Annotated in this window: 15 protein-coding genes; 11 read left to right on the top strand and 4 right to left on the bottom strand. The window is 73.1% G+C overall.

The window, feature by feature from the left end; translation table 11 throughout:
* Positions 1-24: 24 nt before the first annotated feature.
* The 8 genes from rfbB (C1N91_RS10525) to C1N91_RS10560 all read left to right on the top strand — a co-directional run bounded on the left by rfbB (C1N91_RS10525) (position 25) and on the right by C1N91_RS10560 (position 7,484).
* On the top strand, positions 25-1,011 hold the full coding sequence (gene rfbB / locus C1N91_RS10525; RefSeq protein ID WP_137767676.1) for a dTDP-glucose 4,6-dehydratase: 987 nt from the start codon (positions 25-27) through the stop codon (positions 1,009-1,011).
* The gene (locus C1N91_RS10530) at positions 1,008-1,160 is read left to right on the top strand and encodes a sugar nucleotide-binding protein (RefSeq protein WP_368074192.1); all 153 of its coding nucleotides are present in this window, start codon (positions 1,008-1,010) and stop codon (positions 1,158-1,160) included. Before rfbB (C1N91_RS10525) ends, C1N91_RS10530 begins: the two co-directional genes overlap by 4 nt.
* Entirely contained in the window at positions 1,157-2,689 is a 1,533-nt protein-coding gene (locus tag C1N91_RS10535; protein ID WP_137767677.1) for a hypothetical protein, read from the top strand. The genes C1N91_RS10530 and C1N91_RS10535 overlap by 4 nt, the downstream gene beginning before the upstream one ends.
* Positions 2,686-3,672 carry a dTDP-glucose 4,6-dehydratase gene (rfbB, locus tag C1N91_RS10540; protein WP_058729014.1) on the top strand — a complete coding sequence of 329 codons (987 nt, stop codon included), beginning with the start codon at positions 2,686-2,688 and terminating at the stop codon, positions 3,670-3,672. The genes C1N91_RS10535 and rfbB (C1N91_RS10540) overlap by 4 nt, the downstream gene beginning before the upstream one ends.
* Before the next feature lie 14 nt (positions 3,673-3,686).
* Positions 3,687-4,538 carry a dTDP-4-dehydrorhamnose reductase gene (gene rfbD / locus C1N91_RS10545; protein WP_137767678.1) on the top strand — a complete coding sequence of 284 codons (852 nt, stop codon included), beginning with the start codon at positions 3,687-3,689 and terminating at the stop codon, positions 4,536-4,538.
* Positions 4,539-4,587: 49 nt separating this feature from the next.
* Complete coding sequence (locus C1N91_RS10550) at positions 4,588-5,484, top strand: lysylphosphatidylglycerol synthase transmembrane domain-containing protein (RefSeq protein ID WP_175415990.1); 897 nt, start codon at positions 4,588-4,590, stop codon at positions 5,482-5,484.
* A 76-nt stretch (positions 5,485-5,560) separates the two neighbouring features.
* A complete protein-coding gene (locus C1N91_RS10555) occupies positions 5,561-6,703 on the top strand; it encodes a glycosyltransferase family 4 protein (protein WP_137767680.1) in 1,143 nt (380 codons plus the stop codon).
* 91 nt (positions 6,704-6,794) lie between these two features.
* Positions 6,795-7,484, top strand: a complete 690-nt coding sequence (locus C1N91_RS10560) for a hypothetical protein (protein ID WP_137767681.1) — start codon at positions 6,795-6,797, stop codon at positions 7,482-7,484.
* A gap of 80 nt (positions 7,485-7,564) precedes the next feature.
* On the opposite strand, the gene purE is transcribed toward C1N91_RS10560, so the two are convergent.
* Together purE and C1N91_RS10570 are read right to left on the bottom strand one after the other, a co-directional pair.
* Positions 7,565-8,074 (bottom strand): 5-(carboxyamino)imidazole ribonucleotide mutase, encoded by a 510-nt coding sequence (gene purE, locus C1N91_RS10565; RefSeq protein WP_254678226.1) that lies wholly within the window; start codon positions 8,072-8,074, stop codon positions 7,565-7,567.
* 25 nt (positions 8,075-8,099) lie between these two features.
* Positions 8,100-9,236 (bottom strand): 5-(carboxyamino)imidazole ribonucleotide synthase, encoded by a 1,137-nt coding sequence (locus C1N91_RS10570; protein WP_137767682.1) that lies wholly within the window; start codon positions 9,234-9,236, stop codon positions 8,100-8,102.
* 133 nt (positions 9,237-9,369) lie between these two features.
* Between C1N91_RS10570 and C1N91_RS10575 the strand changes: the two genes are divergently transcribed.
* The 3 genes from C1N91_RS10575 to C1N91_RS10585 all read left to right on the top strand — a co-directional run bounded on the left by C1N91_RS10575 (position 9,370) and on the right by C1N91_RS10585 (position 12,706).
* Positions 9,370-9,855, top strand: a complete 486-nt coding sequence (locus tag C1N91_RS10575; RefSeq protein ID WP_114849613.1) for a GtrA family protein — start codon at positions 9,370-9,372, stop codon at positions 9,853-9,855.
* 68 nt (positions 9,856-9,923) lie between these two features.
* A complete protein-coding gene (locus C1N91_RS10580; RefSeq protein WP_137767683.1) occupies positions 9,924-11,531 on the top strand; it encodes an ArnT family glycosyltransferase in 1,608 nt (535 codons plus the stop codon).
* Positions 11,528-12,706 carry a glycosyltransferase gene (locus C1N91_RS10585; protein WP_137767684.1) on the top strand — a complete coding sequence of 393 codons (1,179 nt, stop codon included), beginning with the start codon at positions 11,528-11,530 and terminating at the stop codon, positions 12,704-12,706. The genes C1N91_RS10580 and C1N91_RS10585 overlap by 4 nt, the downstream gene beginning before the upstream one ends.
* Before the next feature lie 156 nt (positions 12,707-12,862).
* Here the strand turns inward: C1N91_RS10585 and C1N91_RS10590 are convergent, their stop codons facing one another.
* Together C1N91_RS10590 and C1N91_RS10595 are read right to left on the bottom strand one after the other, a co-directional pair.
* Entirely contained in the window at positions 12,863-14,170 is a 1,308-nt protein-coding gene (locus C1N91_RS10590; protein ID WP_137767685.1) for a UDP-glucose dehydrogenase family protein, read from the bottom strand.
* Positions 14,171-14,254: 84 nt separating this feature from the next.
* The gene (locus tag C1N91_RS10595) at positions 14,255-14,773 is read right to left on the bottom strand and encodes a PH domain-containing protein (RefSeq protein ID WP_137767686.1); all 519 of its coding nucleotides are present in this window, start codon (positions 14,771-14,773) and stop codon (positions 14,255-14,257) included.
* Positions 14,774-14,777 lie beyond the last annotated feature (4 nt).

Below are 14,777 nucleotides of genomic sequence, written 5' to 3' on the forward strand. Positions count from 1 at the left end.
ATCGGCCACGAAAAGGAACAACGCGTGAAGATCCTCGTCACCGGCGGAGCCGGCTTCATCGGCTCGAACTTCGTCCGCAGAACCCTCGAGGACGCCTACCCCGGCCTCGAAGGGGCCGAGGTCGTCGTCTACGACGCCCTGACCTACTCGGGCAACCTCGAGAACCTCGCCCCGGTGGCGGAGTCGCCGCGCTACTCCTTCGTGCAGGGCGACATCCGCGACGCCGCGAAGCTGGACGAGGTGATCCCGGGCGTCGACGCGATCGTGCACTTCGCGGCCGAGTCGCACGTCGACCGGTCGGTCCGCGACTCCGGCATCTTCGTCGAGACGAACGTCGTCGGCACCCAGCGCCTGCTCGACGCCGCGCTGCGCCACGGTACCGAGCGCTTCGTGCACGTCTCGACCGACGAGGTCTACGGCTCCATCAGCGAGGGCTCGTGGGACGAGGATCGCCCGCTCGAGCCGAACTCGCCGTACTCGGCGTCGAAGGCGGGCAGCGACCTCCTGGCGCGCAGCTACCACCGCACGCACGGCCTGAACCTGTCGATCACGCGCTGCTCGAACAACTACGGTCCGTACCACTTCCCCGAGAAGGTCATCCCGCTCTTCGTCACCAACCTCATCGACGACCGGCACGTGCCGCTCTACGGCGAGGGCAACAACGTCCGCGACTGGCTGCACGTCGACGACCACACCCGCGGCATCGCGATGGTGCTCGTCAAGGGCCGTGCGGGCGAGATCTACAACATCGGCGGCGGCACCGAGCTGACCAACAAGGAGCTCACGCAGCTGCTCCTCGACGCCACGGGCAAGGACTGGTCGTACGTCGACCGCGTCCAGGACCGCCTCGGCCACGACCTGCGCTACTCGGTCGACATCTCCAAGATCCAGGCCGAGCTCGGCTACGAGCCGCAGGTCCCCTTCGAGCAGGGCCTCGCCGACGTCGTGCAGTGGTACCGCGACAACCGCTCGTGGTGGGAGCCACTGAAGGAGCGTGCCGCACTCGCATGACCCGCTACCTCATCACCGGCGCGGCCCCCGACTCGTCCTGGATCGTTCGCGCAGCGTGGCTGTACGGCGCGCACGGGCCGAACTTCGCGAAGACGATGGTCCGGCTCGCCGGCTCGCACGACACCGTCCAGGTGGGGCAGCCGACGTGAGCGGCACCCGGACCGAGCGTCTCTCCGTCTGGACCACCCGCCACCCGTGGGCCGGTCCCACCGTGTGGTTCGCGGCGTTGTTCTCCGTCGCTGCGTCCGTGGCGTACGCGTTCGTCAGTCCTCTGCTCGTGTACGACGAGCCCGCGCACTTCGACTACGTGCTCACTGTCTGGCACGGACACCTCCCGGTGTTCGAGGACGGTCTGACCTACCGCGCGCCGTTCGGGTGGTCGACCGCGACCCAGTGGACCGCCCAGCACCCCCCGCTGTACTACGTGCTGCTCTCGCCGGTGGTCGGCCCGCTCTTCGACTCGGGACATCCGCTCGCGGCGGTCATGGCCGGTCGCCTGATCGGTGCGGTGCTGGCCGGCGCCACGGTCGTGGCCGCGGCTTGGGCTGCGACACGCTGCTTCCCCGGAGCGCACCGGCTCCCGGGCGCCGCGGCGATCGTCGTCGCAACCTGCGGGCTGGTCCTTCAGCAAGGCGGGCTCATCTACAACGACATCCTGTGCATCCCACTCCTCGTACTCGCGTGCGGGATCGCGGGTGCAGCGATCCGCTCCGGCATGGGACCGGGACTCCTGCTCGCGGCGGTCCTCGTCGGAGCCGCCGGCATGACGACCCGGCTGTCGTTCGCTCTCTGGCTGGTGGCCGTGGTCGTCGCGACCCTCCTTGCGAAGCGAGTGCAGCTCTGGCGCTTCGGGGGCTTCTGGGCGCGCGTGGTCGCCGCAGTGGCACCGCTGGTCGCCGCGGCTGCCGCGTCCGGCTGGTTCTACCTGCGCAACAAGGAGCTGTCCGGGAACTACAGCGGCCGACACGAGGAGTGGGGGATCGAGTTCATGGGACGGACGGTCCGGCCGTTCTGGACCGTCGCCACCGACGACGCGTTCTGGACGAGCCTGTTCTCGCTGTACCGTTCGTCCCTCGGCGGGAACGATCCGCTCCAGTGGATCCTCCTGCTCGGCCCGATGGCCCTCGCGGTCGTCGTGGGCATCGTCCAGCTCGTGCAACGAGGGGTGGGTCGACACGTGGCCCCCACGCCGGCGGTCGACGGCACCGGACGGGAGCCAGGGCGCGACCGCGTTGCCGTGTTCCTGATCGTCGCGATGTTCGTCATCGTCTCCGTCCTGCTCATCATCGTGGAGATCGACTACGTCCACGGTGGCGGCGCACCGATCACCCGGTATGCGCTGACCCTCCTCCCGGTCATCGCGATCGTGATGGCGGCCGGACTCACCGGGTTCCGCCGCCTCTCCGGTCCGCTCGTCGCGGTGTGGACGGTGCTCGCCGCTCTCGCCTACTGGACCCTCGTCGATTTCACCGGGCGCAACGACATCGCCGTGCCGCACCTGGGACTCGTCACGCGGGTATCGCTCGTAGTCTGTGCCCTGGCACTCCTCGGGTGCATCGTCAGCGCGTTCGTCGAAGCCCGCTACCCACGACTGGTGCCGGATGCACCGGTAGACTCTCGGCCGACCGTCGTCGGCCTGCGCTGGCGCCCATCGGCCACGAAAAGGAAACCAGCGTGAAGATCCTCGTCACCGGAGGGGCCGGCTTCATCGGCTCGAACTTCGTCCGCAGAACCCTCGAGGACGCCTACCCCGGCCTCGAAGGGGCCGAGGTCGTCGTCTACGACGCCCTGACCTACTCGGGCAACCTCGAGAACCTCGCCCCGGTGGCGGAGTCGCCGCGCTACTCCTTCGTGCAGGGCGACATCCGTGACGCCGCGAAGCTCGACGAGGTGATCCCGGGCGTCGACGCCATCGTGCACTTCGCGGCCGAGTCGCACGTCGACCGGTCGGTCCGCGACTCCGGCATCTTCGTCGAGACGAACGTCGTCGGCACCCAGCGCCTGCTCGACGCCGCGCTGCGTCACGGCACCGAGCGCTTCGTGCACGTCTCGACCGACGAGGTCTACGGCTCCATCAGCGAGGGCTCGTGGGACGAGGAGCGCCCGCTCGAGCCGAACTCGCCGTACTCGGCGTCGAAGGCCGGCAGCGACCTCCTGGCGCGCAGCTACCACCGCACCCACGGGCTGAACCTGTCGATCACGCGCTGCTCGAACAACTACGGTCCGTACCACTTCCCCGAGAAGGTCATCCCGCTCTTCGTCACGAACCTCATCGACGACCGGCACGTGCCGCTCTACGGCGAGGGCAACAACGTCCGCGACTGGCTGCACGTCGACGACCACACGCGCGGCATCGCAATGGTGCTCGTCAAGGGCCGTGCGGGCGAGATCTACAACATCGGCGGCGGCACCGAGCTGACCAACAAGGAGCTCACGCAGCTGCTCCTCGACGCCACCGGCAAGGACTGGTCGTACGTCGACCGAGTCCAGGACCGCCTCGGCCACGACCTGCGCTACTCGGTCGACATCTCGAAGATCCAGGCCGAGCTCGGCTACGAGCCGCAGGTCCCCTTCGAGCAGGGCCTCGCCGACGTCGTGCAGTGGTACCGCGACAACCGTTCGTGGTGGGAGCCGCTGAAGGAGCGTGCGGCGCTCAGCTGAGCCCGTCGACCACGATGACCCGCTACCTCATCACCGGCGCGGCCGGCATGCTCGGCCGTGACCTGCAGGACGCCCTCGCCGGACGCGACGTCACCGCACTCGGCCGGGCCGACCTCGACGTGACGGACGCCACGGCGGTCGCCGCCGCGGTCGCCGGCCACGACGTCGTGATCAACAGCGCCGCCTACACGAAGGTCGACGACGCCGAGTCCCACGAGGACGACGCGTACGCCGTGAACGCGCGCGGTCCGGCGGTCCTGGCCGCCGCGACGTCCGCGGCGGGCGCCAAGCTCGTGCACGTCTCCACGGACTACGTGTTCGACGGTACCGGCACCGCGCCGTACGCCGAGGACGCACCGCTCGCCCCCCTCGGTGCGTACGGACGGACCAAGGCCGCGGGGGAAGAGGCGATCCGCGCCACGGCCCCCGACTCGTCCTGGATCGTCCGCGCGGCGTGGCTGTACGGCGCGCACGGGCCGAACTTCGCGAAGACGATGGTCCGGCTCGCCGGCTCGCACGAGACCGTCAGCGTCGTCACCGACCAGGTGGGGCAGCCGACGTGGACCGGCGACCTCGCGCGGCAGATCGTCGCCATGCTCGACGCCGACGCCCCCGCCGGCACGTACCACGGCACCAACGGCGGTCAGGGCTCGTGGTTCGACTTCACGAAGGCGATCTTCGCCGAGGTCGGCCTCGACCCGGAGCGGGTGCTGCCCACCGACAGCGCGGCGTTCGTCCGACCGGCGCCCCGCCCGGCGTACAGCGTGCTCGGGCACGACGCGTGGAGCCGAGCGGGTCTCGCCCCGATGCGTGACTGGCGCGAGGCGCTGCACGCGGCGGTGGAGGCCGGTGTCCTCGACGCCTGAGCCGACCCCCGGTCGGTCCCCCGGGCGTCGCGCCCGGATCGTCACCGCGGTGAAGTGGAGCGCGGCCGCACTGGCGGTCGCGCTCCTCGTCGTGGGGGTCGTGCAGCAGTGGGACGCCATCGTCCGTGACTTCGCCCGGCTCTCCGTCGGCACGGTCGTGGTCGGGGTGCTCGCGACCCTCGTCGCCCTCGTCGCGAACATGGCGTCGTGGCGTGCCATGACCGCTGCCACCGGGACCCGCCTGCCGGTCACGGCAGCGTCCTCGGTGTTCTTCGTCGGTCAGCTCGGCAAGTACGTCCCGGGCGGCGTGTGGTCGATCGCGGCACAGGCCGAGCTCGGTCGTGCCCACGGTCTCCCACGGACGACGAGTGCCGCCGCGTCGCTCGCCTCGATGCTCGTCAGCATGGTCACGGCGGCCCTGGTCGGGATCGTCGGACTGTTCGTCGGCGCGCCCGACGGCCTGGCGACCTTCTGGTGGCTCGCCGTCGTCGCGGCACTCGGCATCGTCACCCTGGCGCCGCCGGTGCTCGCGCGACTCATCGCCCTCGCGATGCGGCTCCTGCGCCGACCCAGGCAGGTCGTCACGCTCTCCTGGGGTGCGACGACCGCGTCGATCGCCTGGTCCGCCGCGATGTGGCTCGCCTACGGCGTCCAGGCCACCACGGTGCTGCGGGCCTTCGGTGCCGACGGTCCCGCCGTCCCCCCGCTCGCGACGGGCGCCTACGCCGTCGCCTGGCTCGTCGGCTTCCTCGTCGTCGTCGCGCCGGCCGGCCTCGGGGCACGCGAGGGCGTCCTCGTGCTGCTCCTCGGGCCGGTCGCGGGGGTGTCCGGCGCGCTGGCCCTGGCCGTCGTCAGTCGAGCGCTGATGACCCTCGGCGACGTCCTGCTGGCCGCGGTCGGGGCCGGGCTGGCGGTCCGCCACCGCCGTCGCACGGACGCGGCCTGACCTCCCGAGCGCGCCTGGTAGTGTCGCGCCGGTACTGCGCGCAGTGCCGACCGACCGACACGAGGAGCCGTTCCGCATGACCACTCTCCGCGTCGTCGTCGACCAGGTGATCGCGCCGGTCCCGGGTGGGATCGGTCGCTACGCGGAGGAACTCACCCGGCAGCTCGTCGAGACCGCTCCGGCCGGGTGCGACGTCGAGGGCATCGTCTCCGCCGCACCGCGCGCCGACGTCGAGCGGCTGCGGACGCTGCTGCCCGGCCTGACCGGCGTGGAGCGACTCGCGCTGCCCCGCCGCGAGCTGTCCCTCGCCTGGCAGGGCGGACTCGCGCACGGCGCCTCGCACGGCATGGTCCACGCGCCCAGCGTGCTCGCTCCCCTGGTGAAGCACGACCGCTTCCAGGAGCCCGGCCGACAGACCGTGGTGACCGTGCACGACACCGTGCCGTGGACCCACCCCGAGACCCTCACGCCCCGGGGCGTGCACTTCCACAAGGCGATGGTGAAGCGGGCGTGGAAGCACGCGGACGCCGTGGTGGTCCCCACCCACGCGGTTGCCGCGCAGCTCGACGAGATCCACCGCTTCGGCGACCGGCTGCGGGTGATCGGCGGTGCACCGACCGGTCGGCTCCGTGTCCCCGTCGACGCCGACCTGCGTGCCGAGCGCCTCGGCCTGCCGGACCGCTACGTCCTCGCGGTGGGCACCCTCGAGCCGCGGAAGGGCCTCCGACACCTCATCGAGGCGATGGCCCACCCCGACGCACCGCAGGACGTCCCGCTGGTCGTCTCCGGACCGGACGGCTGGGGCGACGTCGACGTCCTCGGCACGGCCGAGCGCGCCGGCCTCGCCGCCGACCGGGTCAAGGTGCTCGGGCGGGTGGACGACGCCGACCTGGCAGTCGTGTACGACCGCGCCACGGTCTTCGTGTTCCCGAGCCTCGCCGAGGGCTTCGGACTGCCCGTGATCGAGGCGATGAGCTTCGGCACCCCCGTCGTGCACTCGGACGACCCGGCCGTCAGCGAGGTCGCGTCCGACGCCGGCGTCACCGTCGCCCGGGACCCCCGGGAGTCTTACGCCGAGCGACTCGCGCAGGCCGTCTACCAGGTGGTCGCGGACCCGCTGCTCGCGGAGCAGCTCGCCATCGCCGGGCCCGACCGGGCGCGCATGTTCGACTGGCGCGACTCCGCGCTCGAGACCTGGCAGCTGCACGCCGACCTCTGAGCCGCGACGGCTCGGTCACGGCTGGGCATCGATGCGCCGACCCACCGCGCCGTGCGCGCCCCGCGGACGCAGCGGCTGCCATCATCGACGCATGTCGCGCCGCTCCGCTCCGGTCCTCACCGCATCGATCGTCCTCGCCGTCGGGCTCACGACGACCCTGGCGGCGTGCTCGGGCGGTGACGACGTGCCGACCCCCTCGGCCACGTCGTCACGATCCGCGTCCGCGACCGCGACCGGCCCGGCGTCGAGCAGCGCCCCCTCGGACGGCAGCCCGTCGTCCACCGCGACGCCCGACGACGACCAGACCGGCCCCGCCGACGACGGCACCGCGACCGGCACCGGGAACGGCAGCGGCGTCGAGCAGCCGGACTCCGTCGACTTCGGCAAGATCGCCGCGCAGGGCACCGCGGCGGCCGGGGGCGGCACGGTCGTGTCCATCGTCGGTGCCGGCGACTCGTGGACCGTCGTCGTGGCCGGCCCGGACGGTTCCCAGACCCAGTCGGTGGTGTCCGCGACCCTCGACCGTGTGACCTCGGGCCCGTTCCCGAAGCAGGTCGACGCGGCTGCACAGGCCGCCACCAGCGCGCAGGCCGCTGCCGTGCGCACGTCGGCGGCGGCCGCCGCAGCGGCGGCGACGAAGGCGGTCGGGGGCGGGACCCTCGCCTCGATCGTGCTCGGCGGCTCCGGCTCGGCGCCGACGTGGACGGCGACCGTGTCGACCGCGCAGGGCGAGCGGACCGTCACGGTCGACGGCATCACCGGCGCCGCGACCGCGAGCTGACCCGCTCCGTCACGACCGAGCCGGTCACGGCGTCAGGAGGCCGAGCCCGACGGCACGACCGCTGGTCGTCCCGCCAGCCGTCAGAGCTGCTCGCGCAGCGCGGCCGCCTTCCGCTCCACGACCTGCTCGAGCCCGGCGGCGTACTCTGCCAGCCGGACGGCGACCTGCGGGTCGGCCGACCCGATGATGCGTGCCGCCAGGAGCCCGGCGTTCGCGGCGCCGTTGATCGCCATGGTCGCGACGGGGATGCCGGCGGGCATCTGCACGATCGACAGCAGCGAGTCGAGCCCGTCGAGCCGCGCGAGCTGCACGGGCACACCGATCACCGGCAGCGTCGTCAGCGACGCCACCATGCCCGGCAGGTGCGCCGCTCCCCCGGCGCCGGCGACGATCACCCGCACGCCGCGGTCGGCGGCCGCCCGCGCGTAGCGCACCATCTTGTCCGGCGTGCGGTGCGCCGAGACCACGTCCGCCTCGAACGGGATGTCGAGCTCGGTCAGGATCTCCGCGGCGGCGCGCATGGTCGGCCAGTCGGAGTCCGACCCCATGATGATCGAGACGAGCGGGGTGGGCGCGGTGGTGTCGGTCACGTCACGAGGCTAGTCGAGCGCGGGATCAGTCGTCGAAGTGCGCCGCCGCGGCCCGCGCCCGGTACACGACGTCGTCCACGTCGTCGCCGGTGACCGTGACGTGGCCGACCTTGCGACCCGGCCGCGGCGCCTTGCCGTAGAAGTGCAGCTTGGCCTCGGGGAACGCCGCGAGCGCCGCCGGGTAGCGAGCGGCCAGGTCGCCGTCCGCCGGGCCGCCGAGCACGTTCACCATCACGGCGATCGGGTCGTGCGAGCCGGTCGTACCGAGGGGCAGGTCGAGCACCGCGCGGAGGTGCTGCTCGAACTGGCTCGTCGTGGCGCCGTCGATCGTCCAGTGGCCCGTGTTGTGCGGTCGCATGGCGAGCTCGTTCACGAGGATGCGCTCGTCGGCCGTCTGGAAGAGCTCGACGGCGAGCACGCCGGTGACCCCGAGCGCCTCGGCGATCCCGACCGCGAGCGACTCGGCGGCGTCGGCGAGCCGTCCGGCACTGGCCGGCGCCGGGGCGATGACCTCGGCGCAGACGCCGTCGCGCTGGACCGTCTCGACGAGGGGCCAGGCCACGACCTCGCCGGAGGGGCGGCGCGCCACGGACTGCGCGAGCTCCCGCGTGAAGGGCACGAGCTCCTCGACGAGCAACGCCTGGTCTGCGCCCGCCTCGGCGACCGCGGCGAACCAGTCCTCGACCTCGGTCGCGTCCGACACGACCCGGACGCCCTTGCCGTCGTAGCCGCCACGAGCGGTCTTCACGACCGCGCGTCCCCCGTGCTCGGCGAGGAAGGCACGCAGTTCGTCGGCGTCGTGCACGGCGGCCCAGTCCGGGACCGGGAACCCGAGCTCGCCGAGCCGCTGCCGCATGGTGATCTTGTCCTGCGCCACGGCCAGGGCGTCGGGTCCGGGGTGCACGGCGACCCCCGCGTCGACGAGGCCCCGGAGGACGTCCTGCGGAACGTGCTCGTGGTCGAACGTCACGGCGTCGACCTCGCGGGCGAAGGCGAGCACCGTTTCGAGGTCGTGGTAGTCACCCTCGGCCGTCGCTGCGATCGCCGCCGACATGCCCGGGCCCTCGGCGAGCACCCGGATGTCGAGACCGAGCTCGACGGCAGCGGGGACCATCATCCGGGCGAGCTGTCCGCCACCGACGACTCCGACACGCAAGGCCATGCTGTGTGTTCCTTCCGCCGTTCTCACCGGGACGGGAGAGCGTGCTGTCTACAATCGTGGTTCTGCCGGTCGTCGACCGGCCCGTTCCGGGACCCGCCCGGACAGGGACAACTCTACGGATCCTGGAGACGACGTGCGGCGACTCATCGCGCAGCTGGCCCGCTTCGGAGTCGTCGGGGCCGTGGGCTTCGTCGTGGACTTCAGCGTGTTCAACCTGCTGCGCGCCACGGTGCTCTCCCCCGACGAGGTGCACTCCGGCCCGTTCTGGGCGAAGGTCGTCTCGACGGTCATCGCGATCGTCGTGAACTGGCTGGGCAACCGGTACTGGACCTTCCGGAACCAGCGACGGTCCGTCGCCGCGCGCGAGGGCGTCGAGTTCCTCGTCGTCTCCCTGGGCGGCATGGTGATCTCGCTGGGCTGCCTCGGGATCTCGCACTACGTGCTCGGCTTCACCTCGGCGTTCGCGGACAACGTCTCCGGCAACGTGATCGGCCTGGTGCTCGGTACCGCGTTCCGGTTCTGGCTGTACAAGGTCTGGGTGTACCACCCCGACCGCGTCCAGCGGGAGGCCGCACGCTCGGCCGCCCCGGAGGACACCCGTCTGCCGGACCGCGTCTGAACCGGACGGCCCCGGGAGCGACCCGCCCCGGAGCACCCCGCCGTCCGAGGCGTCCGTAGGATCGTCGGATGCGCGCAGAACCGACGTCCCGCCCGCCGGTGGCACCCGACCACGGTCCGACCGACGAGCCGCATCCCGCCGTCGGTCGACGCGAGCGGATCGCGGTCGCGATCGTCACCGTGACGTTCGGACTCTGGCTCGCCGTGTGGGCACTCGTCGTGCCGACCTTCCAGGCGCCCGACGAGACCGCGCACGTCGACGCCGCCGTGCACGTCGCCCTCGGTGACCCGTGGTCCGCCCCGGGTGACATGCGCGTGCTCGAGGCCGTGCTCGCCGGCGCCCGCGAGCAGACGTCGGTACCGGAAGACCGGTGGTCGACGGTCAGCGAGCTCCTCGCCGCCGCGCCCGGCGAGTCGACCACCGTGAACCAGATGACGCAGCACCCGCCGACCGCCTACCTCGCCGACGCCCTCGTCCTCCGGGCGGTGCACTTCGGGGACCTGCGACTCGACCAGGCCGTGCTCGCGCTGCGGCTGGCCGACGCCCTGGCGGTCACGCCGCTCGCCCTGCTGGCGTGGGCCACGGTGCGCCGGGTCAGCCGCTCGCCGCGTGCTGCGCTCGTGGGAGCGCTCGCGCTGTTCGCGACACCGCAGCTCGCCTCGATCGGGGCCTCCGTGACGAACGACGCGCCGACGATGCTGCTGACCGGCGTCGTGGTGTGGCTCGCGGTGCGCCTGCTCACCGGCGACCACCGCTGGCGCACGCTGGTCTGGCTCGGTCTCGCGCTCGGCGCCGCCTGCTGGGTGAAGGGCACCGCCCTGCCCGCCGTCCCCTTCGTCGGACTCGCCGTGCTCGTCGCGGGGACCGGTGTCCTGCCGGTGTCCCGTCGGCTCCTCCGGACGGTCGTCGCGCTCGCGGTCGCGGGAGCCGTCGGCGCGTGGTGGTGGCTGCACAACCTCGTCGCGTACCACCGCCTGCAGCCGGACGGGTACGCCGCGATCCGCCCGCCGAAGGCCTTCCCGCCGGGCGAGCACCCGTCGGTCGCGCACTTCGTGGACGTCAGCTGGGGGACGCTGGCCCGGACGTTCTGGGGCAGCCCAGGGGCGCGCGCGCAGGTGAGCATCGGTGACGGCCTGACCGCAGCGCTCACGGCGGTCGCCCTCGCGGCGATCGTGCTGTTCGCCTTCCGGCGGGCGGGCCTGGGCACCTCGGTCGTGCTCGCCGCGTTCCCGGCTGCGGTCCTGCTCCTCCAGACCGCCACCAGCGCCCGCGCCTACCTCACGACCACCGAGGTCGCCGGGACCCAGGGCCGGTACGCCTTCCCCGCGGTGCTCTGCCTCGTCGCCCTCTCCGCCGTCGCCTGGCGGCGGATCCCCCGGACGCCGGGCGGGCGACACCGCACCGCCACGGCGCTCGCGGTCGTCTGCCCCGCCGTCGGCCTGTACGGTGCCGTGGTGGTCGCGAGCTGGTTCTGGAACGGAGCGGTGCCGTGGCCCGGGCACGGAGGTCTCGCCCGGTACGCCGCACTGGGCCCGGTCCCACCGTGGACCGTGGCGGTGCTGGTGGCGCTCGTGCTCGTCGGGATCGTCCTGACGGTCGCCCGGGTCGCGACGATGCGGCCCGCCACGGTCCCCGCGCCGAACGGCGACCTCCGCGCGGACGGAGTGGCCCGGTGAGACGCCCACGGCTCCTCGTCCTCGCCTCGACGTTCCCCGCCCGGCCCGACGACGGCGTGCCCGCGTTCGTGCTCGACCTCGCGCGCCACGAGGCCGAGGAGTTCGACACCGTCGTGCTCACGCCCCGGGTACCGGGAGCCGCGGCGGACGAGGTCGTGGACGGTGTCCGCGTGGTGCGCTACCCGTACTTCCCGCGACGCTTCGAGGACCTCGCCGACGGGGCGATCCTCGACAACCTCCGGGCCAGACGGAGCCGCATCCTGCAGGTCCCGGCGCTGCTCGCCGCGCAGTACCTGGCGGTCCGACGCGCGGTCCGCGGGGGTCGGCCGGACGTCGTGCACGCCCACTGGGCCGTCCCGCAGGCACTGGTCGCGACCCTGGCCGCACCGCACGTGCCGATGGTCGTCACCACGCACGGCGGCGACGTCTACGCCCTGCGCGCCGCACCCCTGGTCCGGCTGAAGCGCTGGGTGCTGCACCGGGCAGCGCACGTGACGACGGTGAACGGCGAGATGCGCGAGCGGCTCACCGCGTGGGGGGTTCCCGAGTCCGGGACGAGCGTGGTCCCGATGGGCGTCGAACCCGGTCCGGCCGCGGCCGCCAGGGCTCGCACGGAACGCGTGCCGGGACGCATCGTGGCGGTCGGTCGGCTCGTCGAGAAGAAGGGCTTCGCGGTCCTCCTCGACGCGTTGCGGCGCATCGAAGACGTTCCGTGGGAGCTCGTCGTCGTCGGCGACGGTCCGCTCCGCGCCGGACTCGAGCGCCGAGCAGCGGGACTGCCGGTCACCTTCGCCGGTCAGCTCGGGAAGGACGAGGTCCTCGACGCGCTGGCGACCGCCACGGTGGTCGCGATGCCGTCGGTGCCGGCCTCGAACGGCGATCAGGAGGGGCTCCCGGTGACGCTCCTCGAGTCGGCGGCCGTCGGGGCCGCGGTCGTCGCGAGCGACCTGCCCGGCATCCGCGACGTCGTCCGCGACGACGTCTCCGGCCTGCTCGTGCCCCCCGGTGACGTGGACGCGCTGGCCGCGGCGCTGCGGCGCGCCCTCACCGACCGGGACGGGCGGGAGCGGTGGCAGGCCGGAGCGGGACGGGCCGCCGAGCCGTACACGGGCGACCGCATCGGTGCGCGGTACCGCGCGGTCCTGCGGGCCGCGGCGGGGCAGCACACCGACTGACCACCAGCACGACCGTCAGCGCCCCGTCGCGGAGCAACACACGGCCAGACCACCAGCACGACCAGGTGCGCGCCGGAGCACCGCAGCGCACGCACCGATCATGAGCAGGACCGTCAGCGCGGTCCCGGCACGACCGTCACCGTGCCGTCGCGCCGGTCACCGTCCCATGCCGCGCACCGTGAAGCCGGCCGCGGTCCACGCATCGCGGTCCAGGCAGTTCCGGCCGTCGAGCACCACGGGCGCGGCCACGAGCTCGGCGACGACCCGCGGGTCGAGCTCGCGGAACTCGGCCCACTCGGTCAGCACGAGCACGAGGTCGGCGTCGCGCAGCGCCTCGGCGGCCGAGTCGACGGTGCCGACCTCCGGACGCACCCGGGCCGCGGTGTGGTTCGCCGCGGGGTCGTACGCCCGCACCGTCGCGCCGAGCTCGACGAGCCGCGCGGCGATGTCCAGCGCCGGGGAGTCGCGGACGTCGTCGGAGTTCGGCTTGAACGCGAGGCCGAGCACGGCCACGCGCCGTCCCTCGACGGAACCGCCGAGGAGCTCACCGGCGAGGGTGACGACGTGTGCGCGACGCCGCAGGTTGATCGCGTCGACCTCGCCCAGGAACGCGAGCGAGTGCCCCACGCCGAGTTCGTCGGCGCGTGCCTGGAACGCCCGGATGTCCTTCGGCAGGCACCCGCCACCGAACCCGAGTCCGGCGTTGAGGAACTTCCGGCCGATCCGGTCGTCGTGGCCGATGGCGTCGGCGAGCGCCGTGACGTCCGCTCCGGCGACCTCGGCGATCTCCGCCATCGCGTTGATGAACGAGATCTTCGTCGCGAGGAAGGCGTTCGCGCTGATCTTGACGAGCTCGCTGGTCGGCAGGTCGACGACGAGCCGCGGCGTCCCGGCGGCCAGCGCCTGGGCGTAGACCTCGTCGAGCACGTCGACGGCACGCTCGCCCTCGGGACCGTCCGGGACTCCGTACACGAAGCGGTCGGGCGAGATGGTGTCCTGTACGGCGAAGCCCTCACGGAGGAACTCGGGGTTCCACACGAGGGTCGCCTCGGGCTGGACCTCGCGCACGCGCTCGGCGAGCCGGGCAGCGGTACCGACCGGGACGGTGGACTTGCCGACGACCAGGTCACCGGGGGCGAGGTGCGGCAGCAGGCCCGTCACCGCGGCGTCGACGTAGGTCATGTCCGCTGCACCCGTCGGCCCCTGGGGCGTTCCGACGGCGAGGAAGTGCACGCGCGCACCGGCGACCCGGGCGGTGTCGGTCGTGAACTCGATCCGACCGGAGGCGAGCGCCTCGTCGAGGGTCTCGGGCAGTCCGGGCTCGAAGAACGGTGCCTGCCCCGCGGCGAGCTGTCCGATCTTCACCGGGTCGACGTCGACGGCGACGACGTCGTGTCCGAGCTTGGCCATGGAGGCGGCGTGCACGGCACCGAGGTACCCGCAGCCGATGACGGAGATACGCACGGCACGACGGTACCGGGTCGCGCGGTCCGGTCGCGACCCGGACCGCTCACGGTACGGCGCCCGGGTCGCCCCACGGGGCGGACGTCAGTACCCGCCGACGATCTCGTCCCAGTCCGGCTCGCGGTGCCGACGCCGGGCCTCGTGCGCCTCGACCAGGTCGTGCAGCACGGCCACGACGAGGTCGGCGTGCGGGACGTCCCCGAGCACCACCGGCGGCTCGTCACCCGGGAAGACGAGCACGTCGCCGGACCGCCACACGCCCTGGAGCCCACGGCGGCGCACCGTCACGTCGTACCCCCGCGAGTGCAGGAGCTCGCGACGCGTGCGCGTCCCGAGGCCGTGCACCACGACGAGCCGCCGGGTGGTCACCACGTACCGCTCGGACATCCAGCGCAGCAGCGGGACAAGCCCGCCGAGGACGACGAACAGCACCGTGAGCCCGGCGACCACCGCGTTCAACCAGGCGAGCTGCGCACGGAAGACGCCGAAGCCGAACCCGCCGGCGAGCGCGACCAGCACGACGAAGACCGCGGGCCGGACCAGCCGCCGTGCGTGCGGCCGGAGCCGCGCGACGACGCGTTCGGGCGGCGGCTCGGCGGTCATGCCG

The organism is Curtobacterium sp. SGAir0471, from assembly GCF_005490985.1.
In the GTDB taxonomy this organism is placed as follows: Bacteria; Actinomycetota; Actinomycetes; order Actinomycetales; family Microbacteriaceae; genus Curtobacterium.

Excerpts from the sequence above, each read along its gene's own strand:
- C1N91_RS10530 (WP_368074192.1), top strand. The coding sequence starts at position 1,008 with ATGACCCGCTACCTCATCACCGGCGCGGCCCCCGACTCGTCCTGGATC.
- rfbD (WP_137767678.1), top strand. The coding sequence starts at position 3,687 with ATGACCCGCTACCTCATCACCGGCGCGGCCGGCATGCTCGGCCGTGAC.
- C1N91_RS10555 (WP_137767680.1), top strand. The coding sequence starts at position 5,561 with ATGACCACTCTCCGCGTCGTCGTCGACCAGGTGATCGCGCCGGTCCCG.
- C1N91_RS10560 (WP_137767681.1), top strand. The coding sequence starts at position 6,795 with ATGTCGCGCCGCTCCGCTCCGGTCCTCACCGCATCGATCGTCCTCGCC.
- C1N91_RS10570 (WP_137767682.1), bottom strand. The coding sequence starts at position 9,236 with ATGGCCTTGCGTGTCGGAGTCGTCGGTGGCGGACAGCTCGCCCGGATG.
- C1N91_RS10580 (WP_137767683.1), top strand. The coding sequence starts at position 9,924 with ATGCGCGCAGAACCGACGTCCCGCCCGCCGGTGGCACCCGACCACGGT.
- C1N91_RS10595 (WP_137767686.1), bottom strand. The coding sequence starts at position 14,773 with ATGACCGCCGAGCCGCCGCCCGAACGCGTCGTCGCGCGGCTCCGGCCG.